We start from the raw sequence: 24,275 nt of genomic DNA on the forward strand, positions 1-24,275 counted from the left end.
TATCTAGTTTGTTTACACATCACTTCTATATATCATCTATTTTTCCTAATGGAGGTCTAATTATTTGAAACTTAATGAATTAGCTACTACACAAAAGCCTAGAGAACGCATGTTAAGTGCGGGGGCTGCTTACTTATCTCATGCAGAGTTACTGGCCATATTGATTAATACAGGAAGAAAGGGTGCGTCTAGTCTTGATATTGCCAATGAATTATTGAAATCGGTCAGTAATTTAAAGGAATTAAAGTCATTATCTATAAATGATTTGAAGAAAGTCAAAGGAATGGGTATTTATAAATCGCTGATATTAAAAGCGGCGTTCGAATTGGGAGAACGTATGCATTCGGGTAGTGTGGAAGAGAAGATTCAAATTAATTCACCTAAGGATGTTGCAAATTATATGATGGCGAAAATGGAACATTTAAAGCAAGAGCAATTTGTAGTACTGTTTCTAGATTCTAAAAATATCGTATTTAAGCAACAGGTGATTTTTATTGGTACCTTAAATTCATCAATAGTTCATCCACGGGAAGTATTTTCTGAGGCAGTTAAGATTGCCGCTAATGCAATCATATTATTGCATAACCATCCTTCGGGGGATGTCACACCATCTCGTGAGGACTTAATTACGACTGAGCGTTTGCGTGAGTGTGGTGATATTATTGGTATCGATGTATTAGACCATTTAATTATTGGTGATCATTGTTATTTAAGTATGGTGGAAGCGGGTTACTTTGAGTAATTGATTTTTAATTTGAGTATTTTTATTTTTGATGCGTATTGTACAATTTTAATCGTTCCTCGCTTGTGATTTGAAGTTTTATTAAGAGGTTGTTTCATATGTAATTTTATTTACTGTTATTCAAATGTACGTATATATGATAAATCTTTCTCGTTATTAAAGATTAAGGTATACTTAAATTGAATTGTGAGGAGGATTGCAAATATGGGGATAATTTTAATCATAGGTTTATTGTTACCGATGATTTATGTAATGCAATTAACTAAAAATAAGCAACAAATTACTTGGAAAAAGACGGGTGTAGCTATTATATTAGCTGTCATAGGTAATTTAATCGTTACATTGATATATCAGATTATACAACAATCTGGTGTTAATATATGGTTGGCACTCGGTAGTTCTATTATAGTTGCCATTGTATGGGCATTACTCTTATGTGGGAGTTATGCAGCATATCAAATATTGTCAAATAGTATTAATAAATAGTGTTAAATATAGCTGTATATAAACCTTTTGTAAACAGTATATCTATAGTAATGGCATTAGTAGCACACATGTTTCAGTGTTTAGCATGAAGTTCAAGATGATATTAAGACTAATTTTGTTAGTATTTCTTTTTCACTAAACACATAACAACAATTTCAAAGAAAAATAGCGCTTAATTGACCATTGTCAAACTAAGCGCTAAAATTTTATTTTATGAAATTAAAATACATATTAAAGTTATCCATCAACCAAAGGATACCTTGATAGCCTAAGTATATACATAAGATGATGATACCGACATATATGATAAATCTTAGTAAGGATAATCCAACTCTAAATAGTAGAATTACTAAGAGCGCTAATAAAATAATTGAAATAAGACTCATAGATATATTCACTCCCTTTGTAACTTATTGTACTACATAATATATGCGTGTTGCATCGGTCTATAGTAAAGTTTTAAATACACCTATAGACTGATGTTTAAAGGTGTTAGATGGATTTATAATGTAAATGTTGAAGTAGGAGGATGGTTCATGCGGTTTATATTTAGTCTGATAAAAAATATTATAGCTGTCATTGCAATAATTATAATTGTGTTTTTCGCATTGAAATATGCCCCTTTTTTAAAGGATCAAGAATGGAATCCTGTCCATAATAATAGACCTCCTATGAGTGAAAATGCACCACCTGAAGGTCAATTAAATGGTGGGCAAAGGTATACGTTAGAGGAAAATGATTTATTAAATAACGTGCCGCTTAGTCAAACTAAAAATATGTTTAATTGGATTAATAAGAAGGAGTTTATGTCTGTATCTGGTATTGGCAGAATGGGATATAATGATAAATATTTAGCTGGTCAACGTGGTGACCAATTTATTATTTATAAATTTGGCTCTGATAGTATAAGAGTTTATAAAACAGAAATCGAGATGCAACAAGATTTAAATAAACTTGGACAACATATTGAGTTACGTCCACCGTCAAGTTTCGAGTAACACGTTTGAATTCTGTCATGAAATGCGTTAGCCTTATTATGAAAATAGTTAAAGGTTGGTGTATAAATTATGAGTGAACAATCTAAAGAAAAGAAAGCAGACGAACAAGCGAAAGCACAAAACTTGTTTGCACGTTGGCGTAAAGAGGAAACACTGTATAAAGAAGATGAAAAAGAAGAAAAAGCATCAGCTGAAACTGAAGATTCTGATGATAAAGCATAATTTCAAAATAAATTGATACGTCTCTATGGTTAGAGGCGTATTTTTTATGCTTAAAATTAAAGGGAGTCTTATTACAAGTCTATTGAATTTAGTCATGTTTTATATTGAATATTTCAGGGCACTATTTAATAGATATTGTTGTTTGAAATGTTATTTATTGTTTAATAGAAACTGGAATAAATTTTTATTCTACAATATTAGGGTTCGCGCTTTATTTCAGGCTATTTGTAATATAAAATGATATCAGAACATAAAATAGTAGGTTAATAGAGGTGTTTAGGTTGTCAAAGTTCTTTAAAAATAACAAAGCGATTGTTATTTTATGTGCAATCATAGTGTTTATAGCCTTGATTGGCGTATCTTTGCGCTCTCAATCGCAATCACCTGTAGAACAATATGTAGGTGATTCGGTCTCATTTGGGCAAAGAGTAGTAAGTTACCCTGTTCAATTTGTAACAGGATCTATTGGGAATTTGTTCTCTGGCGATAGTTCCGAGGAGCAAAGTAGTAAAATTAAGAAATTGGAAGCGGAGAACGAAAGGCTTGAAGGGGAGAATAAGAAATACAAAAAGGAATTAGATATTGATGATATTTCTAAATTTGATCCTATTTCAAGCACCGTTTTATCTAGGAATCCAGATCAATGGATGAATACCTTAGTTATTAATCAAGGTTCGAAAGATGGAATAGAAAAGAACATGGCTGTATTAACTTCTGAAGGTTTAGTAGGGCGCATCTCTAAAGTAAATCAATTTTCATCTCAGGTTGATTTGATATCCACGAACACACGATCTAACCGATTGTCTGTTAATATCCAACATAAAGGTAAAAATGTATTTGGACTCATAGACAATTATGATGAAAAAACAGACGAACTTGTGATTACGGATATCGATAATAAAGATAGTGTTAAAAAAGGAGATAAAGTAGTTACAAGTGGATTAGCTGATCAGCTTCCTAGCGGTATTTACATAGGTGAAGTGGAAAAAGTTCAAAAAGACGAATATGGTTTATCTAAAGAGGTCAAAGTGAAAACTGCAGCAAATTTGACTGATTTAAATCATGTATACGTTGCTAAGAGAAATCCTTCCACAATACCAGATAATGAAAGCGGTGGTAATTAATGCGTTCACTGTATTACTTTCTAATTGGTATTGTGCTATTTTACATCGATACTGTAATCGGATTAGTAATTCCGATGCAAATTGGACAAAAGGATATTATTTTTGTTCCACATCTTACATTGATGTATATATTAATCATCTGTGTATACAGAAGTTTTAATGTTGCTATGATATTAGGTGCTGTACTCGGTTTGATTACGGATATTTATTTTGGAAGTTTCTATGGCTTGTATTTATTTGGTTATATATTACTCGTTGTGTTGATGGATTTTTTCTTTAGATCATTTTATCGAGACAAAGTCATGTTATTTATAGCTACTTGGGCTTCAATACTAGTGCTTGAAATTTATGTCGCTATCATATATGCAACTTTAGGATTGATACATTTTAATTTAGTGGATTTTTTATTATTTAGAATTTTACCAACATTATTATTAAACTTTTTATTATTATTAATTGTATTTCCATTAATCACAAAATTTTTGAGAAAAGTTCAAATCAAGATTGACAGTAAATAGTTGTGATGCTAAAATGCAGTAGTTGAGTAGTTTATAGCTACATACAACCGCTCAGATTCAGGTTCAAGTACAAGATTGTCACCTGTCTTTGGCGTGACTTAAATTATAGGAGGTGCAAAGTATGTTTGCTATTATTGAAACAGGTGGAAAACAAGTTAAAGTTGAAGAAGGTCAAGAAATCTTCGTTGAGAAATTAGAAGCAAATGAAGGAGATTCATTTACTTTTGATAAAGTCTTATTCGTAGGTGGAGACGCAGTTAAAGTTGGTGCGCCAACAGTTGAAGGTGCTACTGTTACTGCTACAGTTGAAAAACACGGTCGTGGTAAGAAAATCACTGTATTCACTTACAAACGTCGTAAAGACTCTAAACGTAAAAAAGGTCATCGTCAACCTTACACTAAATTAACAATCAACAAAATCAACGCATAATAATGATTTCAGTTGATGTTACACTGAATGATGCAGGTCAAGTTACTGACGTAGTTATGGATGGTCATGCTGATCATGGTGACTATGGTCATGATATTGTTTGTGCCGGAGCATCTGCAGTGCTATTTGGTAGTGTGAATGCTATTATGGGATTGACATCTGAGAAACCAGATATCAATTATAATGACGATGGCGGGCATTTTCATATTAGAAGTGTCGATACCAATAATGAACAAGCGCAATTAATTCTTCAAGCAATGTTAGTATCTTTACAAACAATTGAAGAGGAATATAAAGAAAACATTAGACTAAATTATAAGTGAGGTGCAACCAAATGTTAAAATTAAACTTACAATTCTTCGCATCTAAAAAAGGGGTAAGTTCTACAAAAAACGGACGTGACTCTGAATCAAAACGTTTAGGTGCTAAACGTGCTGACGGTCAATACGTTACTGGCGGTTCAATCTTATTCCGTCAACGTGGTACTAAAATCTACCCTGGTGAAAATGTAGGTCGTGGTGGCGACGATACATTATTCGCTAAAATCGACGGCGTTGTTAAATTCGAACGCAAAGGTCGCGACAAAAAACAAGTTTCTGTATACGCAGCAGCTGAGTAATTTTGTCAACGTTAACACCAGAAGTGATTACTTCTGGTGTTTATTTTTTGTCTTTATTTCTAGTTTTTTGAGATAATGCTATAATATATAAGAATTAAAAAAATAAAATGAATGAAAAAGAGGTGAAATCATGTTTGTCGATCAGGTTAAGATATCACTTAAAGCAGGTGATGGTGGTAACGGTATAACTGCATACCGTAGAGAGAAATATGTTCCGTTTGGTGGACCAGCAGGCGGTGACGGCGGTGATGGTGCTTCAATAATATTTGAGGTAGATGAAGGTTTAAGAACTTTATTAGATTTTAGATATCAAACGCATTTTAAAGCTAAACGTGGCGAAGGTGGCCAAAGTAGTAACATGCATGGTAAAAATGCTGAGCATTTAGTATTAAAGGTTCCACCAGGTACAATTGTTAAAAGTGTTGAAACTGAAGAAGTATTAGCGGATTTGGTAGAAGATGGTCAACAAGCTGTTGTGGCTAAAGGTGGCCGCGGTGGACGTGGTAATTCACGTTTTGCTTCTCCAAGAAACCCAGCACCGGACTTTAGTGAAAATGGTGAACCAGGTGAAGAGATCGAAGTAACGCTAGAGTTGAAATTATTAGCAGATGTCGGTTTAGTTGGATTCCCAAGTGTTGGTAAATCTACATTATTATCTATTGTGTCTAAAGCAAAACCGAAAATTGGTGCGTATCATTTCACAACGATTAAACCTAATTTAGGTGTAGTTTCTACAAAGGACCAAAGAAGCTTTGTATTAGCAGACTTACCAGGTTTAATTGAAGGTGCGGCTGAAGGTGTAGGCTTAGGTCATCAATTTTTAAAACACGTTGAACGTACAAAAGTAATTGTCCATATGATTGATATGAGTGGTTCAGAAGGGCGTGATCCTTTCGAAGACTACAAGGTCATTAATGACGAGCTGAAAGCATATGAACAACGTTTGGAAGATAGACCTCAAATTGTTGTGGCAAATAAAATGGATATGCCGGATGCTGAAGATAATTTACAATTGTTTAAAGAACAAGTCGATGATGACAGTGTGGAAATCATTGCAATTTCAACATTTACAAGAGAGAATATAGATCATTTATTATATGCTATCGCAGATAAACTAGAAGAAGTGAAAGATGTCGATTTCAATAAAGAAGACGAAGATTTAGGTGTTAACCGGGTATTATACAAACATACACCAAGTCAAGATAAGTTCACAATTACTAGAGATGATGATGCGGCATATGTTGTAAGTGGTAAAGCAATTGAACGTATGTTCAAGATGACTGATTTCAACAGTGATCCTGCAGTACGACGATTCGCACGTCAAATGAGGTCTATGGGAATCGATGATGCATTAAGAGCGCGTGGTTGTAAAAATGGCGATATCGTAAGAATTCTTGGTGGAGAATTTGAATTTATTGAATAGGAGTGCTTGAAATGGACGAAAAAGATTATAAAAAGTTTTATTTAATTAGGGAAGATGTGCTACCAGAATCGGTCGTGAAAACTCTTAAAATTAAAGATCTTTTAAAGAATGATCCTTCTATGTCCATTTTCGAAGCAGTTAAGAAATTCGATTTATCTAGAAGTGCTTTTTACAAATATCGAGATACTATTTTTCCAATTGATGAAAAAATGGAAGAAACGCGTGAGTTTACTTTGATATTATATGTAAATGATATTGTGGGGATGCTTGCGGGTGTATTGAATACGATTTCTCAATTGAGTTTGTCGGTGCTAACAATACACCAGAGTATTCCAATGGAAGGTAGAGCAACCATTACGCTCTCATTAGATGCAAAAGGTACAAATTTAGAAGTAGATGATGTTATTCAGGCATTGAATAAAGTTGATCAAGTTTCTAAAGTGGATTTAATTAGTATGACCATATAAGGAAGTGTAAATGTGTACGCATATATTAAAGGTATATTATCAGAATTGCACCCAACTCATGTTGTGTTAGAAACGGCGGGCATCGGTTATGAAATTCAAACACCTAATTCATATCGTTTTCAAAAATATTTAGAACAAGAAGTCATTATCCACACTTCTTTAATAGTTAGAGAAGATGCACAATTATTGTATGGATTTATGAATCAAGAAGAAAAGGATATGTTCTTAAGTCTAATCAAAGTAACAGGTATTGGACCTAAATCTGCATTGGCGATTCTTGCCAGTAGTTCTCCAAATGAGGTTAAAATTGCTATCGAAAATGAAAATGATGCATATTTAACTAAATTCCCAGGAATTGGTAAGAAAACTGCACGTCAGATTGTTTTAGACTTAAAAGGTAAAGTGCAAATTAACGATATTGATGAACGACAACAATTAGACTTAGGTGTAGAAGACGATAGTGCTTCACAAGTTATAAAGGAAGCTTTACTAGCACTTGAGGCACTTGGTTATTCTAAGCGTGAATTAACTAAAGTTGAGAAAGCTTTAAATAAAGATACATTTGAATCAGTGGATGAAGCAGTCAAACGTGGTTTACAGTTATTAGTTTCCTAGATTTGAATTTATAAATTTAGAGGGGGGATAAATGTGGATGAAAGAATGGTAGATCAATCAATGCATGAAGATGAAACGTCATTTGAATATTCTTTAAGACCGACTAAACTAAGGCAGTATATAGGCCAATCAGCGATAAAGTCGAATTTAGAGGTGTTTATCAAGGCGGCAAAACTACGTCAGGAACCATTAGATCACGTATTGTTATTTGGTCCCCCTGGTTTAGGAAAAACAACTTTATCTCATATTATTGCAAATGAAATGGATGTAAATATTAGAACAGTTTCGGGACCTTCAATCGAGCGCCCTGGCGATTTAGCTGCAATATTATCAGGATTACAACCTGGCGATGTTTTATTTATTGATGAAATACATAGATTGAGCAGTGTTGTTGAAGAAGTATTATATCCTGCAATGGAGGATTTCTTTTTAGATATCGTAATCGGTAAAGGTGAAGAAGCAAGAAGCATTCGTATTGACTTACCACCATTTACATTAATTGGAGCTACAACAAGAGCAGGTAGCTTATCTGCACCCTTAAGAGATAGATTTGGCGTACATTTAAGATTAGAATATTATAAAGAAACTGAATTAAAGGAAATTATTATTCGAACTGCTGAAGTACTTGGAACTTCCATTGATGAAGAAAGTGCAATTGAATTGGCAAAGCGTAGTAGAGGTACACCGCGTGTTGCAAATAGATTGTTAAAACGAGTTCGTGATTTCCAGCAAGTGAATAATGATGAGATTATTCATATTGATACAACGAAGCATTCGCTTGAGTTATTGCAAGTTGATGATCAAGGATTAGATTATATTGACCATAAAATGATGAATTGTATTTTACAACAGTATAGTGGAGGTCCGGTTGGATTGGATACGATTGCTGTATCAATAGGTGAAGAACGAGTTACGATTGAAGATGTTTATGAGCCGTTTTTAATTCAAAAGGGCTTTATTGAAAGAACACCTAGAGGTCGTAAAGCAACGGCATATGCATATGAACATTTTGGAAAGAATGAAAAGAGGGACTAAGTTGGATATTGAAGCGTTTGATTACCATTTACCTGAGTCACTAATTGCTCAAACACCATTGAAAAATAGAGATGAGAGCAGACTTTTAGTGTTGGGTAAAGATTCTGGAGACATTGAACATAGACAATTTAAAAATGTGATTGAATACCTAAATGAAGGAGACACGTTAGTCTTAAATGACACACGTGTAATGCCAGCAAGGTTATTTGGTTTGAAAGAAGATACTGGAGCCAAAGTTGAAATGCTTATGCTGACACAAATAGAAGGCAATGATTGGGAAGTATTATTGAAACCTGCAAAAAGAATTAAAGTAGGAAATAAGCTATCCTTTGGTGACGGGAAAATTGTTGCAGAGTGTATGGAAGAGCTTGACCAGGGTGGACGTATAATGCGATTGCATTATGAAGGTATATTGCAAGAACGTCTAGATGAACTTGGTGAAATGCCTCTACCGCCATATATCAAAGAACGTTTAGATGATCAGGAGCGTTATCAAACAGTTTATGCCAAAGAATCAGGGTCTGCAGCCGCACCAACAGCAGGATTACATTTTACGGATGACTTATTACAACAAATCAGAGATAAAGGTGTTAACATTGCCTTTGTTACACTACATGTAGGTCTTGGAACGTTTAGACCTGTTAGTGTGGATAATATAGATGATCACGAAATGCATAGTGAATATTATCAAATTAATCAAGAAACTGCAGACTTGTTGAATGCTACAAGAGCACAAGGTAAACGTATTATTTCAGTTGGAACAACGTCAACTAGAACATTGGAAACAATCATGCAGTCCAACGAATCGTTTGTTGCGCAAAGTGGTTGGACAGATATTTTTATTTATCCTGGTTTTGAATATAAGGCAATTGATGGATTAATTACTAACTTCCATTTGCCTAAATCAACGCTAGTGATGTTAGTATCTGCTTTTAGTTCACGTGATTATATTATTAATGCATATCAAAAAGCAGTTGAGTTAGAATATAGATTCTTTAGTTTTGGAGACGCAATGTTAATTATTTAAGGGAATTGAGAGGAGATTATTATGCCAGCAGTTACTTATGAACATATTAAGACTTGTAAGCAATCTGGTGCGAGATTGGGTATTGTTCACACACCGCATGGCTCTTTTGAAACACCAATGTTTATGCCAGTAGGAACAAAAGCAACGGTAAAAACAATGAGCCCTGAAGAGTTAAAGCAAATGGAAGCTAAAATCATCTTAGGAAACACATATCATTTGTGGTTACAACCAGGAAATGATATCATCAGAAAGAGTGGGGGCTTGCATCAGTTCATGAACTGGGATGGTCCGATACTGACTGATTCTGGTGGTTTCCAGGTGTTTAGTTTGAGTAATTTAAGAAATATTACTGAAAAGGGCGTTGAGTTTCGTCATCATACTAATGGTTCTAAGTTATTCTTAAGTCCAGAGAAGTCGATGGAAATTCAAAATGATTTAGGTTCAGATATTATGATGGCTTTTGATGAATGTCCACCAATGCCAGCTGAATACCAATATGTAAAGGATTCAATTGAACGAACAACAAGATGGGCTGAGAGATGTTTAAAGGCACATAAGAGACCTGAGGATCAAGCTTTATTTGGTATTATTCAAGGTGGGGAATACAAGGATTTAAGACAACAAAGTGCTGAGGAATTAGTTGCTTTGAATTTCCCTGGATATGCAATCGGTGGTTTATCAGTTGGTGAACCGAAACCTGTTATGTATGATATGGTTGAGCATACAGAACAATTCATGCCTAAAGATAAACCGCGTTATTTAATGGGAGTAGGATCTCCGGATGCATTAATTGAATGTAGTATTCGTGGTATGGATATGTTTGATTGTGTGTTACCTACACGTATTGCACGAAATGGAACATGTATGACATCCGAAGGCCGATTAATTATCAAAAATGCTAAATACGCAGATGATTTGCGACCACTTGATGAGAATTGCGACTGCTATACATGTAAGAATTATAGTAGAGCTTACATAAGACACTTAATCAAAGCAGAAGAAACTTTTGGTATCCGTCTTACTACTTATCATAATTTACATTTTCTGCTTAAATTAATGGAAAATATACGACAAGCTATTCGTGAAGATCGTCTTCTTGATTTTAAAGAAGAATTTTTTGAGCAGTATGGGCTTAATGTAGAGAACCCAAAAAACTTTTAAAGAGGAGCAATAAACTATGCAATTTACTTCATTGATATTACCAATTTTATTATTAGTATTAATGTGGTTCTTCTTAATCAGACCACAACAAAAGAAAGCCAAAGAGCATCGTGAAATGATTAGTCAAGTAACAACTGGTCAACACGTAACAACAATTGGCGGTATTAAAGGGACTGTACGTAGTGTAGATGAAACTACAGTAGTACTATCATTAAATAGTAATGGTACTGAAATTACTTTAGAGAAACCAGCAATTAAACAAGTGGATCCATCATAATTTGGATTGTTTAGAACCGATGCCTGACATCGGTTCTTTTTTTATGATTTATAGCTAATCGTTTCGTAAGAGGGTATGGAAATAGATAAAGATGTAAAAGGTTTGTTATATAAACGCTTACAATATGTTTTTTAATTTACAAATAGTTGAGTTGGTTTTTCCTATGGTTGTAATATGTTAAGATATATAAGGTCATACAGTTAGATTTCAAAGCTTTATAAGACTTGCAAACAAACGTTTTAATCAAGTATTCTTATAACATAAGCTAACAATGAGGTGTTTAAGTGAAAAAAGGTAGTAGAATAGTTGCATTCTTATTACTTGTAGTCCTTCTTTTTGCAGGAATGGGACTTACATATAAGAATGTAGTTAAAGATGTCAACCTTGGTTTAGACCTCCAAGGTGGTTTTGAAGTCTTATATCAAGTTGATCCTTTGCAAAAAGGTGACAAGATAGACGATAAAGCGGTAAAAGCAACCGCTAAGACACTAGAGAACCGTGTCAATGTTCTCGGGGTTTCAGAACCTAAAATACAGGTCGAAGATAAGAACAGAATTCGTGTTCAACTTGCTGGAATTAAGAATCAATCACAAGCAAGAGATATCTTATCATCACAAGCTAATTTAACGATTCGTGATGCTGACGACAATGTTAAATTAACAGGTAAAGATATTCAACAAGGTTCTGCTAAGCAAGAATTTAAACAAAATACGAACCAACCTGCAGTTACTTTCAAATTAAAAGATAGTGATAAATTTAGAAAAGTAACAGAAGAAATTTCTAAAAAAGATGAAAATGTAATGGTCGTATGGTTAGATCATCAAAAAGGCGATACGTATCATAAGGAAAAAGATAAAAAAGATCCTAAATACGTTTCTGCAGCATCAGTCGATAAACCTATCAACTCAGATAGTGTAGAAATTTCTGGTGGTTTTAACGGCGAAAAAGGTGTAGAAAAAGCAAAACAGATTTCAGAATTACTTAATGCAGGTTCTTTACCTGTTGATTTAAAAGAAATTTATTCTAATTCTGTTGGTGCCCAATTCGGCCAAGATGCACTAGATAAAACTGTACTTGCAGCATTTGTTGGTGTCGGTATTATTTATCTATTTATGTTAGGCTTCTATCGTTTGCCTGGTCTAGTAGCGGTTATCGCATTAACTGCTTATATCTATTTAACGCTTGTTGCGTTTAACTTTATTTCTGGTGTGTTAACACTACCAGGTTTAGCGGCATTAGTTTTAGGTGTAGGTATGGCAGTCGATGCTAATATCATTATGTATGAACGGATAAAAGATGAGTTGAAGATAGGAAGGACGCTTAAACAGGCTTATAAACGAGCGAATAAAAGCTCATTCCTTACAATTGTCGATGCTCAGCTAACGACAGTAATTGCAGCGGCAGTGTTATTCTTCTTTGGTGAAAGTTCAGTTAAAGGTTTCGCAACAATGTTGCTATTGGGTATACTAATGATCTTTGTAACAGCTGTGTTCCTATCTAGAGCACTCTTATCATTATTAGTATCATCTAACTTCTTTAAGAAATCTTATTGGTTATTTGGTGTTAAAAGGAAAGAAAGATATGATATTAACGACAGTAAAGATGTCCATGACTTAAAAACACCTTATGAAAAAATAGACTTTGTTAAATTAGCCAAACCATTAATATCATTAAGTATATTAATATTAATGGTTGGGGCAATCATTCTATTTATCTTCCGATTAAATCTAGGAATTGATTTCACAAGTGGTACACGTGTTGACTTTGAATCTGATCATAAAGTATCAGACACGAAAATTGAAAAGACACTGGCAGCTAAAGATTTCAAACCTGATCAAGTTTCATTGGGAGAAAATGGTAAAAATGCTACTGTCCAATATAAGAAAGACTTATCTAAGGAAGATGTTTCAAAAATTAAAAACATCATACACAGTAACTATGGTCATGACCCAACTGTAAATACGGTTTCACCGGTTATCGGTCAAGAGTTGGCTAAAAATGCAATGTTAGCATTGCTATACGCTTCTATTGGTATAATTATTTATATTTCATTCCGATTTGAATGGAGAATGGGACTATCTTCAATCTTAGCATTGTTACATGATGCGTTTATGATAGTCGCAGTATTTAGTTTATTCCGTCTCGAAGTTGATATCACATTCATTGCTGCAGTGTTGACAATCGTTGGTTATTCTATAAACGACACTATTGTTACGTTTGACAGGGTACGTGAGAACTTACACAAAATAAAAGTAATCACAAAAACATCGCAGATTGATGATATTGTAAATAGATCGATTAGACAGACGATGACTCGCTCAATCAACACTGTATTAACAGTAGTTATTGTAGTGGTTGCATTATTATTATTTGGAGCACCAAGCATCTTCAACTTCTCATTAGCGTTACTTGTTGGTTTGATTATGGGTGTATTCTCATCTGTATTTATTGCAGTACCGTTATGGGGCATTATGAAGAAACGACAACTTAAGAAAACAGATAATCATAAATTAGTTGTATATAAAGAAAAGAAATCTAATGATGAAAAAATCTTAGTATAAAAGAATAAGTCAAAGTTTTTGAATATAGATTTTTAAGCTTGAAATGAAGAATCTTATTTGAATACGATATACTCCCTTCATAGTTGACACTGACAAATGTTGACTATGAAGGGAGTTTTTTTATCACTAAGTGAAATTGTATGTTACATAAAATGCAGTCGTTGAATTTTACCTAATATTAATATGTGAAATCAGAACTTTTACGAAGTGTGTAAATAAAGTGCATATCTCAATAATGTCATTCAATGGTCTATTGTTGAGCTGGCATTTCTATAGTTTGTCTTCAAAATGAAGTTCTATAAATATAATAAGTGTTAAAAACTGTTAAATATATTAACAAGTGAATTATCTAAGATTTATCTCCTATAGGCTTTTCTTTAATGATTTTATAATTGACAAGCTTCATTAAATGTAAGTACTTTTTATTTTGTTATTTCTTTTGTATAATTGCTTGTGGAAATGAGGGATAATCTTATGATTAAATCGAAGTATGCTTGGGATATTAAACATCCCGAATCAAAGATTACGGATGATATAGCATCAAAATATAAACTAACTCCAATTGTAAAAAAGATATTAGAAAGTAAAGGCCTTACAGATGCTAATACGATAGAATCACTTTTAAGTGATGATGGTGTGCTACATAATCCGATGGCGATGAGCGATATGCAAAAAGCAGTTGAACGTATCAATTTAGCTATCGATCAAAATCAAAAAATACTTGTATATGGGGACTATGATGCGGACGGTGTAACATCGACGACCATTTTAGTTACGGCATTAAGAGAGTTAGGTGCCCATGTAGGTTGGTATATACCTAATCGCTTTACAGAAGGTTACGGTCCTAATGAGATGGCCTTTAAAAATGCATACGACGAAGGTGTATCATTAATTATTACTGTAGATAATGGTATCCAAGGGCATAAAGAAATTGAAATGATACAGGAATTAGGTGTTGATGTGATTGTAACAGATCACCATGAAATAGGTGAAACACTACCTAACGCTTTTGCAATTGTGCATCCAATGCATCCTGATTTTGACTATCCATTTAAGTATTTATGTGGCGCGGGTGTAGCGTATAAATTAACTCAATCATTACTTGAACAACCTCCAGTGTCATTTTTAGGATTAGTGGCAATTGGTACGATCGCAGATTTAGTTTCATTAACCGATGAAAATAGAACTCTAGTTAAACAAGGTTTAAATGTATTAATTAATCATTGTCCACCTGCTATTAAGGCGCTTTTAAAGCAAGCTGACTATAACGATGAAATTAATGAAGAAACGATTGGATTTATTATTGGCCCTAGGTTGAATGCTGTAGGAAGATTGGAAGATGCAACTTTAGCTGCAGAATTATTAATGTGTGATAATGAAGAAGAAGCTGAATTTTATGCTGATCAGGTTGAATTTTTCAATCAGGAGCGAAAGGATATCGTAGCGCAAATTACAGAAGAAGCATTACAGGTTGCCGAAGAACAAGTGCAAAATGGCAATAAATTCTTAGTATTAGCACAAGCTGATTGGCATGAAGGTGTACTAGGTATTGTTGCTTCAAAAATAGTGGAAACCTATGCATTGCCAACTTTAATTCTAAATATTGATGAGGCACAACAACATGCTAAAGGATCTGCAAGAAGTATTGAACAAGTATCAATGTTTGAAATTTTGACTGAGCATGCATCGTTAATTGATAAATTTGGTGGACACCATATGGCTGCTGGAATGACGTTAGCAATCGAGAATGTAGAACCATTACGTCAAGCTCTTAATGCCTCTATGGCAGAAATTGAGCAAACGACATCATTAGAGCCACGAAAGCATGTAGATACAACTATTGAGGAATCTGAAATTACATTGAAAAACATTCAAGATATACAAAGGTTGAGACCGTTTGGTTCGGATTTTACCAGTCCGTGTTTTGAATTAGAAGATGTAATAGTGCAACAAGCAAAAGCGATTGGGCAAGATAAGAAACATTTGAAATTGACAATGGGTGAAGAGAAATTACAAGCTATATTTTGGCAAAATGGCCATTTAGTTCAAGAGCTTGGTGACGGGCAACCAATTAATGTGATTGGAACATTGCAAATTAATGAATGGAATGGCTTTCAATCACCACAATTTATGATTCAAGATTTGGCTAATAATAGTTTGCAAATTTTAGATTATAGAAGTAAAAGCAAAGTGAATCAATTTCAAGGTGATGAAGCAGATATTGCATATTTAGTCCATCAATCAAGTGACAAAGTTGCTGACAACTATTATGTTTATGGTGAAACGATAGAACAAGATTATAATAAATATGTCTTAAGAGATTTGCCGAAATCAATAAATCATTTAAAAAATACACTAAAAAGTATCAATGTTTCACAAATTTATCTTGTGTTAAATCATGAGCGTTCGGTATACTTTGAAGGTATGCCTAAAATGGAAACTTTTAAAAATTGCTTCAAAGCAATTGCATCGAAAGGGCAAATTAATTTAGCAAAAGATGGCATGCATCTATGTCAGTTTCTAAATGTTGAGCCAACAATGCTCAAGTTTATCTTGAAAGTTTTTATGGACTTGGACTTTATAAAAGATGAAAATGGTATAATATCTATGAATCAAACTTCAACTAAAAGGGAAATTGAATCAAGTAAATATTATCAAGGTAGACTCGATAGAATAGCAGTTGAAAAACTCATGCTTTATGAAGATTTTAGTAATCTTAAACAGTGGATTAAGGCAGAATTGAAAGATAATTAGGAGGAACTATGTATGGATTTAAAACAATATGTCTCTGAGGTTAAGGATTGGCCAAAACCAGGTGTAGACTTTAAAGATATTACAACGATTATGGATAATGGTGAGGCATATGGTTATGCTACCGATCAAATCGTAAACTATGCGAAAGAACGCAATGTTGATGTGGTAGTCGGTCCAGAAGCTCGTGGATTTATTATTGGATGTCCAGTAGCATATTCGATGGGGATTGGATTTGCTCCTGTACGTAAAGAAGGCAAATTACCAAGAGAAGTTATACGTTATGAATACGATTTAGAATATGGTTCGAATATTTTAACGATGCATAAAGATGCGATTAAACCAGGACAGCGTGTCTTAATAACAGATGATTTATTGGCAACTGGTGGCACAATTGAAGCAGCGATTAAACTTGTTGAACAATTAGGTGGTATCGTAGTAGGTATTGCATTTATCATCGAATTAAAATATTTAAATGGTATTGAAAAAATTAAGGATTACGATGTAATGAGCTTAATTTCATACGAAGACTAAATCATTTAAATAAAAGTCAGATGAAGACATTTAAGTTTGTAAGTGTAGTCATTTGGCTTTTATTTTATTGCATTAAAACCTAAGTCATTTATTAGAATTTGACAGAATTTTTTGTGTTCTTGTTACACAGTAATTGTAATCGAGTTAAATTTTTAATACATTTTATTATTAGTAGTGGGAACTCATTTATTTATTTTAAAACATGTAGTATCATATAACTATTATTCGAATTTTGTATAAAATGAGTTAAAATACGATTGAATTAAACAGTTGCTATTAATAGCTCACAATGATAAATAAATTGACGTTAATTTAAAAAATAATCAAACGTGTGGGGGTGTCTAATGTGAATAATGAATATCCATATAGTGCTGACGAGGTATTATCCAAAGCAAAATCATATCTTTCAAAGGAAGACTATCAGTATGTATTAAAGAGTTATCATCTTGCTTATGAGGCACATGAAGGTCAATTTCGTAAAAATGGACTACCCTATATTATGCATCCCATTCAAGTGGCTGGTATCTTAACAGAAATGCATTTAGACGGACCTACGATTGTTGCAGGTTTTTTACATGACGTAATTGAAGATACGCCATATACATTTGATGATGTAAAAGGTATGTTTAATGAGGAAATTGCGGTTATCGTTGAGGGTGTAACCAAGTTAAAAAAAGTAAAATATCGTTCAAAAGAAGAACAACAGGCTGAAAACCATAGAAAACTGTTTATCGCTATTGCAAAAGATGTTCGTGTTATTTTAGTAAAATTAGCCGACAGATTACATAATATGAGAACACTAAAGGCAATGAAAAGAGAAAAACAAATCAGAATTTCTAAAGAAACTTTAGAAATTTATGCACCTTTAGCGCATCGTTTAGGTATCAATACGATTAAATGGGAATTAGAAGATACATCTTTAAGATATATTGATAGTGTGCAATATTTTAGAATCGTTAACCTCATGAAAAAGAAACGTAGTGAGCGTGAAGAATACATTCAAAATGCCATTGAAAACATTCAACAAGATATGTCATCTATGAATATACAAGGTGATATCAGTGGTAGACCAAAGCATATTTATAGCATATATCGAAAAATGGTTAAACAGAAAAAGCAATTTGATCAAATCTTTGATTTATTGGCAATAAGAGTGATTGTTAATTCTATCAATGATTGTTATGCCATTTTAGGTTTAGTACATACATTATGGAAACCCATGCCAGGCAGATTCAAGGATTATATTGCCATGCCAAAACAAAATATGTATCAATCGTTACATACGACGGTAGTTGGTCCAAATGGAGACCCATTAGAAATTCAAATTCGTACATTTGAAATGCATGAAATTGCAGAACACGGGGTTGCAGCACATTGGGCTTATAAAGAAGGTAAAAAGGTTAATGAAAAGACACAAAGCTTTAATAAAAAATTAAATTGGTTAAAGGAATTAGCTGAGACTGATAATACAACTTCTGATGCTGAAGAGTTTATGGAAACGTTGAAATTTGATTTGCAAAGCGATAAAGTTTATGCCTTTACGCCTGAAAGTGATGTTATTGAGTTGCCTTATGGTGCGGTGCCAATTGATTTTGCTTATGCAATTCATAGTGAAGTTGGAAACAAGATGATAGGTGCGAAAGTTAACGGAAAAATTGAACCAATTGATTATGTCTTACAAACCGGTGATATTGTTGAAATACGTACGAGTAAACATTCATATGGTCCAAGTCGTGACTGGTTGAAGATTGTTAAGTCATCTAGTGCCAAAAGTAAAATTCGAAGCTTCTTTAAAAAACAAGACCGTTCATCAAATATTGAAAAAGGTAAATTTATGATTGAGGCTGAAATCAAAGATCATGGATTTAGAGTAGATGATGTGTTGACTGATGACAATATCGAAATTGTTAATGATAAATATAACTTTGCTAATGAAGAGGACTTATTTGCAGCCGTAGGATTCGGTGGCGTAACTGCATTGCAAATTGTCAACAAATTGACAGAAAAGCAAAGAATATTAGAAAAGCAAAAAGCTTTAAATGAAGCACAAGAAATCACAAAGTCAGTTCCAATAAAGGATGATATAACTACTGATAGTGGTGTATATGTTGAAGGTATCGAAAATGTCTTGATCAAACTGTCAAAATGTTGTAATCCAATACCTGGAGATGATATTGTGGGTTATATCACTAAAGGACACGGTATCAAAGTACATAGAACAGATTGCCCGAATATAAAAAATGAACATGATCGTCTTATTCATGTTGAATGGGTACGTTCAAAGGATTCTACACAAAGATATCAAGTAGATTTAGAAGTTTCTGCATATGATCGCAACGGGCTTTTAAACGAAGTATTACAAGCTGTAAATTCAACGCAGAGTAATTTAGTTAAAGTTTCTGGACGTTCAGATGTAGATAAAAATGCCGTAATTAATATTAGTGTTATGGTTAAAAATGTGAACGAAGTATATCAAGTAGTTGAAAAAATAAAACAACTTGGTGATGTTTACACGGTTACAAGAGTTTGGAATTAGAGGTGCAACATACATGAAAATAGTGGTTCAAAGAGTAAAAGAAGCTTCAGTTTCTAATGGAACAATAGATAATCAGATTAAACAAGGTTATTGTTTATTAGTTGGTATTGGTAGTGAATCCACAGAAGCGGATATTGAAGCATTAGCTAAAAAAATCGTTAATGCAAGACTGTTTGAAGATGAGCAAGGTAAGCTGAATCTCAATATTCAGCAAATAGAAGGTGAGATCTTATCTATTTCTCAATTTACATTATATGCAGATGTGAGAAAGGGAAATAGACCAGGATTCTCACGTTCTATGCCACCAGAACAAGCAAATGAATTTTATGAAAAGTTTAATGACGCATTGCGTTCTTATGGAGTCAATGTATTGACGGGAGAATTTGGTACAGACATGCTCGTTAATATTGCCAATGATGGCCCTGTAACAATTATATATGAAAGTCAGGATGGCAAAATCATATGAAAAAATTCAATACTTGGTTAGAAAATAATAATCTCAGAAACATTCCCACACTAATTGTCGTAGTAGCATTTATTATCTTTATTTTTATGATCATTTCTTTCTTAAATCATAATAGTGAAGATAGCAGTACAATTTATGTTACAGAAGATGCGGAATTAAGAACTGGACCGAGCGCAATTTATCCAGTGATTGATCCAATTTACAAAGGACAAAACTTCCATAAAATTAATAAGTCAGGTAAGTGGATTCAGGTAGAATCCAGTAATGGTAAAGAGAAAGGTTGGGTAGCAGGTTGGCATACGAATTTAGATATTCAAGCAGATGCCAATCCGAATGCTAAACCTTTAAAAGATAAAACAATAGTACTTGACCCTGGTCACGGCGGTAGTGATCAGGGAGCTTCAAGTAATACAAAAAAGCATAGTAAGGAAAAAGTGTATACTTTAAAAACTGCAAAGGAATTAAAGGCCTTGTTAGAAAAGGAAGGCGCAGTAGTAAATATGACACGTGAATCCGATGTTTATGTAAGTCTTGACGATAGAAATATTAAAGGTGACGCATATATAAGCATACATAATGATTCTTTAAAATCATCAAAGGCTAATGGTAGTACCGTATATTGGTACAAAGATAACCAAGAAGCTTTAGCAGAAACAATCAGTGCAAGCTTGCAGAAGAGAGCTTTATTAACTAATAAAGGTGCAAGACAAGAGAATTTCCAAGTATTGAGACAAACCAATGTACCTGCCGTATTACTAGAATTAGGCTATATCAGCAACCCAACAGACGAAGATATGATTCAAGATCAACTTCATCGTCATATTGTGGAAAAAGCAGTCGTAGATGGACTGAAATCTTATTTCTCTCAATAAAAAAGGTTGCATATTGATAATAAAGTCGTTATTATTGAATATGAATTCTATATTAAAACCGTTATGATTCTTGAAATTACTAAATGAAAGAGGTAGCATTTTAACAAATGTGTAGAGACATAATTCGAGGCTGAAAGATTATGCTGAGTAACTTAGTAATATAACACAAGAAGAGGTGCTTTATTTTATAAAGTCGTGTAACGAACGTTATTTCGTTTTAAAGTGGGTCATAAGAAATTTATGGCCAATTAGGGTGGCAACACGGAGAACATCGTCCCTTGTATGACTATAATGTCATGCAAGGGACTTTTTTATTGTTAAAAAGGAGAGATTCTATGATAAATATACCTAGAGGTACTCAAGATATACTGCCAGAAGAAACAAAAAAATGGCGTTACATTGAAACTAAATTGGATGAATTGATGGAATTTTACAATTATCAAGAAATTAGAACACCAATTTTTGAAAGTACAGAATTATTTGCACGCGGTGTCGGTGGTTCTACAGATGTCGTTCAAAAGGAAATGTATACCTTTATTGATAAAGGTGATAGAAGTATGACACTTAGACCAGAAGGTACTGCCGCCGTGGTACGTTCATACATTGAAAATAAAATGCAAGGATTGCCAAACCAACCTGTAAAGTTATATTACAATGGGCCAATGTTCCGTTATGAAAGAAAGCAAAAGGGACGTTATCGCCAATTCACACAATTCGGGGTTGAAGCAATTGGTGCTGAAAATCCTGCAATGGATGCTGAAGTGTTGGCAATGGTGATGCACATTTATGAATCATTTGGTTTAAAACATTTAAAATTAGTCATCAATAGTATTGGTGATATCGATTCACGTAAAGAATACAATGAAGCTTTAGTTAAACACTTTGAGCCAGTCATCGACACTTTCTGTAGTGATTGTCAATCTAGATTGCATACAAATCCTATGAGAATTTTGGATTGTAAGGTAGATAGAGATAAAGAAGCGGTCAAATCAGCGCCAAGAATTACTGAATATTTAAATGAAACATCAAAAAATTACTTTGCTGAAGTGAAACAACATTTAGATGACTTAGAAATTCCTTACGTTGAAGATCCAAATCTTGTTAGAGGTCTTGATTATTATACGCATACAGCATTTGAGTTGATGATAGATAATCCAAATTTTGACGGAGCAATAACTACGTTATGTGGTGGTGGACGTTATAATGGATTGCTTGAATTGTTAGATGGTCCGAATCAAACTGGCATTGGATTTGCCTTGAGTATTGAGCGTTTATTAATGGCACTTGAAGAAGAAGGCATTGAATTAGACGTAGACAAAGACTTCGATTTGTTTATTGTAACTATGGGTGAACAAGCTGATCGATATGCGGTTAAATTATTAAATGATTTACGTAAGCAAGGTGTCCGTGCTGATAAAGATTATTTAAGTAGAAAAATTAAAGGTCAAATGAAACAAGCGGATCGTTTGAATGCAAATTATACTATTGTGGTTGGAGACCAAGAATTAGAAAACGACAAAATTAATGTAAAGAATATGCAAACAGGTGAATCTGAAGAAATTACATTATCTGAAATTGTTAATTATTTCAAAAAATAAGGAGAAGATGAAATGACTAAGCGTACAACATATTGCGGACTGATAACTGAAGCGCATTTAGAAGAAGAAGTAGTACTTAAAGGTTGGGTACACAACCGTAGAGACTTAGGTGGATTAATATTCGTAGACTTACGTGATAGAGAAGGATATGTACAAATTGTATTCAATCCGGATTTTTCAGAAGAAGCATTACATGTAGCGGAAACTGTAAGATCTGAGTACATTGTTGAAGTAAGAGGGGTAGTTAAAAAACGTGATCCTGAAACAGTAAACCCTAAAATTGCAACTGGACAAGTTGAGGTACAAGTATCTGATATTCAAATTATAAACAAATCAGAAACACCTCCATTTGCTTTAAATGAGGAAAATCAAAATGTTGATGAAAATATCCGTTTAAAATATAGATATTTAGATTTAAGAAGACAAGAATTAGCTCAAACATTTAAAATGCGTCACCAAACAACACGTTCAATTAGACAATATTTAGATCAGGCAGGATTTTATGATATTGAAACACCAGTCTTAACAAAATCTACGCCAGAAGGTGCGCGTGACTATTTAGTACCTTCACGTGTACACGAAGGTGAATTTTATGCTTTACCGCAATCACCACAAATATTTAAACAATTGTTAATGATTAGTGGATTTGATAAATACTATCAAATCGTTAAATGTTTCCGTGATGAGGATTTACGTGCAGATAGACAACCTGAATTTACACAAGTTGATATTGAAATGAGTTTCGTAGATCAAGAAGACGTAATGGATATGGGCGAAGAAATGTTACAGAATGTCGTAAAGGATGTTAAAAACATTGAAGTTCCACGACCATTCCCTAGAATGACTTATCATGAAGCAATGGAACGTTACGGTTCGGATAAACCAGACACGCGTTTTGATATGGAGTTAATCAATGTATCAGAATTAGGCGAAATCATGGATTTCAAAGTATTTAAAGATACAGTTAACAACAATGGTCAAGTTAAAGCAATAGTGGCTAAAGGTGCCTCTGACCATTATACAAGAAAAGATATTGACGCATTAACTGAATTTGTTGGAATTTATGGTGCTAAAGGATTGGCATGGGTTAAAGTTGTTGAAGACGGCTTGAACGGACCGATTGCTAAATTCTTTGAACAAGATCATGTTGCAAAATTACAAGAATTAACTGAAGCTGAAGCAGGAGATTTAGTATTATTTGTTGCTGATAAACCAAGTGTAGTAGCGCAAAGTTTAGGTGCTTTAAGACTTAAACTAGCAAAAGAATTAGAATTAATCGATGAAACTAAATTAAACTTCTTATGGGTAACAGATTGGCCATTATTAGAATATGATGAAGATACTAAGCGTTATGCAGCAGCACACCATCCATTTACTGCACCGAAACAAGAAGACATTGCAAAATTAGATACTGAACCAGAAAATGCACAAGCCAATGCTTATGACATTGTCTTAAATGGATATGAATTAGGTGGTGGTTCAATCAGAATTCACAATGGTGAATTACAAGAAAAAATGTTTGAAGTACTAGGATTCACACCAGAACAAGCTAGAGAACAATTTGGATTCTTAATTGATGCATTTAATTACGGAGCACCACCACATGGCGGAATCGCGCTTGGTTTAGACCGATTAGTTATGTTATTAACAGGTCGTACAAATTTACGTGACACAATTGCATTCCCTAAAACAGCATCCGCATCATGTTTATTAACAGATGCTCCAAGTGAAGTATCTGATAATCAACTTGAAGAATTATCACTACGTATCCGCCATTAATTAATAAGTTATTTATAAAAGTCTTTATTCTTGC

At 33.6% G+C, this 24,275-nt stretch carries 25 protein-coding genes and 1 other annotated feature; of the genes, 24 read left to right on the forward strand and 1 reads right to left on the reverse strand.

The window, feature by feature from the left end:
- Positions 1 to 64 precede the first annotated feature (64 nt).
- The gene (radC, locus tag ACY191_RS08155) at positions 65 to 742 is read left to right on the forward strand and encodes a RadC family protein (protein WP_042738489.1); all 678 of its coding nucleotides are present in this window, start codon (positions 65 to 67) and stop codon (positions 740 to 742) included.
- Positions 743 to 946: 204 nt separating this feature from the next.
- Positions 947 to 1,228 (forward strand): hypothetical protein, encoded by a 282-nt coding sequence (locus ACY191_RS08160; RefSeq protein ID WP_229367265.1) that lies wholly within the window; start codon positions 947 to 949, stop codon positions 1,226 to 1,228.
- Positions 1,229 to 1,434: 206 nt separating this feature from the next.
- Here ACY191_RS08160 and ACY191_RS08165 read toward each other — a convergent pair whose 3' ends face one another.
- Positions 1,435 to 1,614, reverse strand: a complete 180-nt coding sequence (locus ACY191_RS08165; RefSeq protein ID WP_082039180.1) for a hypothetical protein — start codon at positions 1,612 to 1,614, stop codon at positions 1,435 to 1,437.
- A 150-nt stretch (positions 1,615 to 1,764) separates the two neighbouring features.
- Between ACY191_RS08165 and ACY191_RS08170 the strand changes: the two genes are divergently transcribed.
- The 22 genes from ACY191_RS08170 to aspS all read left to right on the forward strand — a co-directional run bounded on the left by ACY191_RS08170 (position 1,765) and on the right by aspS (position 24,241).
- A complete protein-coding gene (locus ACY191_RS08170; protein ID WP_042738491.1) occupies positions 1,765 to 2,226 on the forward strand; it encodes a DUF4930 family protein in 462 nt (153 codons plus the stop codon).
- Positions 2,227 to 2,295: 69 nt separating this feature from the next.
- Complete coding sequence (locus ACY191_RS08175; protein WP_107527229.1) at positions 2,296 to 2,448, forward strand: hypothetical protein; 153 nt, start codon at positions 2,296 to 2,298, stop codon at positions 2,446 to 2,448.
- 281 nt (positions 2,449 to 2,729) lie between these two features.
- On the forward strand, positions 2,730 to 3,572 hold the full coding sequence (mreC, locus tag ACY191_RS08180; RefSeq protein WP_229367264.1) for a rod shape-determining protein MreC: 843 nt from the start codon (positions 2,730 to 2,732) through the stop codon (positions 3,570 to 3,572).
- The gene (gene mreD, locus ACY191_RS08185; RefSeq protein ID WP_229367263.1) at positions 3,572 to 4,090 is read left to right on the forward strand and encodes a rod shape-determining protein MreD; all 519 of its coding nucleotides are present in this window, start codon (positions 3,572 to 3,574) and stop codon (positions 4,088 to 4,090) included. The genes mreC and mreD overlap by 1 nt, the downstream gene beginning before the upstream one ends.
- A gap of 35 nt (positions 4,091 to 4,125) precedes the next feature.
- Positions 4,126 to 4,199: a sequence feature (ribosomal protein L21 leader region), on the forward strand.
- A gap of 12 nt (positions 4,200 to 4,211) precedes the next feature.
- Entirely contained in the window at positions 4,212 to 4,520 is a 309-nt protein-coding gene (gene rplU, locus ACY191_RS08190; protein ID WP_042738494.1) for a 50S ribosomal protein L21, read from the forward strand.
- 2 nt (positions 4,521 to 4,522) lie between these two features.
- Positions 4,523 to 4,843 (forward strand): ribosomal-processing cysteine protease Prp, encoded by a 321-nt coding sequence (locus ACY191_RS08195; protein WP_042738495.1) that lies wholly within the window; start codon positions 4,523 to 4,525, stop codon positions 4,841 to 4,843.
- 11 nt (positions 4,844 to 4,854) lie between these two features.
- Positions 4,855 to 5,139, forward strand: coding sequence for a 50S ribosomal protein L27 (rpmA, locus tag ACY191_RS08200; protein WP_042738496.1), 285 nt, complete (start codon positions 4,855 to 4,857; stop codon positions 5,137 to 5,139).
- Between the two features lie 130 nt (positions 5,140 to 5,269).
- Complete coding sequence (obgE, locus tag ACY191_RS08205) at positions 5,270 to 6,562, forward strand: GTPase ObgE (protein WP_042738497.1); 1,293 nt, start codon at positions 5,270 to 5,272, stop codon at positions 6,560 to 6,562.
- Between the two features lie 11 nt (positions 6,563 to 6,573).
- Complete coding sequence (locus ACY191_RS08210; RefSeq protein ID WP_042738498.1) at positions 6,574 to 7,029, forward strand: ACT domain-containing protein; 456 nt, start codon at positions 6,574 to 6,576, stop codon at positions 7,027 to 7,029.
- A gap of 12 nt (positions 7,030 to 7,041) precedes the next feature.
- Positions 7,042 to 7,644 carry a Holliday junction branch migration protein RuvA gene (gene ruvA / locus ACY191_RS08215; protein ID WP_042738499.1) on the forward strand — a complete coding sequence of 201 codons (603 nt, stop codon included), beginning with the start codon at positions 7,042 to 7,044 and terminating at the stop codon, positions 7,642 to 7,644.
- A 33-nt stretch (positions 7,645 to 7,677) separates the two neighbouring features.
- Positions 7,678 to 8,679, forward strand: coding sequence for a Holliday junction branch migration DNA helicase RuvB (gene ruvB, locus ACY191_RS08220; RefSeq protein ID WP_042738500.1), 1,002 nt, complete (start codon positions 7,678 to 7,680; stop codon positions 8,677 to 8,679).
- A 1-nt stretch (position 8,680) separates the two neighbouring features.
- Complete coding sequence (gene queA, locus ACY191_RS08225; protein ID WP_042738501.1) at positions 8,681 to 9,706, forward strand: tRNA preQ1(34) S-adenosylmethionine ribosyltransferase-isomerase QueA; 1,026 nt, start codon at positions 8,681 to 8,683, stop codon at positions 9,704 to 9,706.
- Between the two features lie 21 nt (positions 9,707 to 9,727).
- Positions 9,728 to 10,867 carry a tRNA guanosine(34) transglycosylase Tgt gene (tgt, locus tag ACY191_RS08230; protein ID WP_229367261.1) on the forward strand — a complete coding sequence of 380 codons (1,140 nt, stop codon included), beginning with the start codon at positions 9,728 to 9,730 and terminating at the stop codon, positions 10,865 to 10,867.
- A 16-nt stretch (positions 10,868 to 10,883) separates the two neighbouring features.
- Positions 10,884 to 11,144 (forward strand): preprotein translocase subunit YajC, encoded by a 261-nt coding sequence (yajC, locus tag ACY191_RS08235; RefSeq protein WP_042738503.1) that lies wholly within the window; start codon positions 10,884 to 10,886, stop codon positions 11,142 to 11,144.
- 284 nt (positions 11,145 to 11,428) lie between these two features.
- Entirely contained in the window at positions 11,429 to 13,705 is a 2,277-nt protein-coding gene (gene secDF / locus ACY191_RS08240) for a protein translocase subunit SecDF (protein ID WP_229367260.1), read from the forward strand.
- 474 nt (positions 13,706 to 14,179) lie between these two features.
- Complete coding sequence (gene recJ, locus ACY191_RS08245; protein WP_229367259.1) at positions 14,180 to 16,459, forward strand: single-stranded-DNA-specific exonuclease RecJ; 2,280 nt, start codon at positions 14,180 to 14,182, stop codon at positions 16,457 to 16,459.
- A 12-nt stretch (positions 16,460 to 16,471) separates the two neighbouring features.
- Positions 16,472 to 16,990 carry an adenine phosphoribosyltransferase gene (locus ACY191_RS08250; protein WP_042738506.1) on the forward strand — a complete coding sequence of 173 codons (519 nt, stop codon included), beginning with the start codon at positions 16,472 to 16,474 and terminating at the stop codon, positions 16,988 to 16,990.
- A 346-nt stretch (positions 16,991 to 17,336) separates the two neighbouring features.
- Entirely contained in the window at positions 17,337 to 19,526 is a 2,190-nt protein-coding gene (locus ACY191_RS08255; protein ID WP_042738507.1) for a RelA/SpoT family protein, read from the forward strand.
- Positions 19,527 to 19,539: 13 nt separating this feature from the next.
- The gene (gene dtd / locus ACY191_RS08260; RefSeq protein ID WP_042738508.1) at positions 19,540 to 19,992 is read left to right on the forward strand and encodes a D-aminoacyl-tRNA deacylase; all 453 of its coding nucleotides are present in this window, start codon (positions 19,540 to 19,542) and stop codon (positions 19,990 to 19,992) included.
- Positions 19,989 to 20,864, forward strand: a complete 876-nt coding sequence (locus ACY191_RS08265; protein WP_229367258.1) for an N-acetylmuramoyl-L-alanine amidase — start codon at positions 19,989 to 19,991, stop codon at positions 20,862 to 20,864. The genes dtd and ACY191_RS08265 overlap by 4 nt, the downstream gene beginning before the upstream one ends.
- A 335-nt stretch (positions 20,865 to 21,199) precedes the next feature.
- Positions 21,200 to 22,462 (forward strand): histidine--tRNA ligase, encoded by a 1,263-nt coding sequence (gene hisS / locus ACY191_RS08270; protein WP_042738510.1) that lies wholly within the window; start codon positions 21,200 to 21,202, stop codon positions 22,460 to 22,462.
- A gap of 12 nt (positions 22,463 to 22,474) precedes the next feature.
- On the forward strand, positions 22,475 to 24,241 hold the full coding sequence (gene aspS / locus ACY191_RS08275) for an aspartate--tRNA ligase (protein WP_229367257.1): 1,767 nt from the start codon (positions 22,475 to 22,477) through the stop codon (positions 24,239 to 24,241).
- Positions 24,242 to 24,275 lie beyond the last annotated feature (34 nt).

Source organism: Staphylococcus sp. TCBT05, assembly GCF_055179755.1.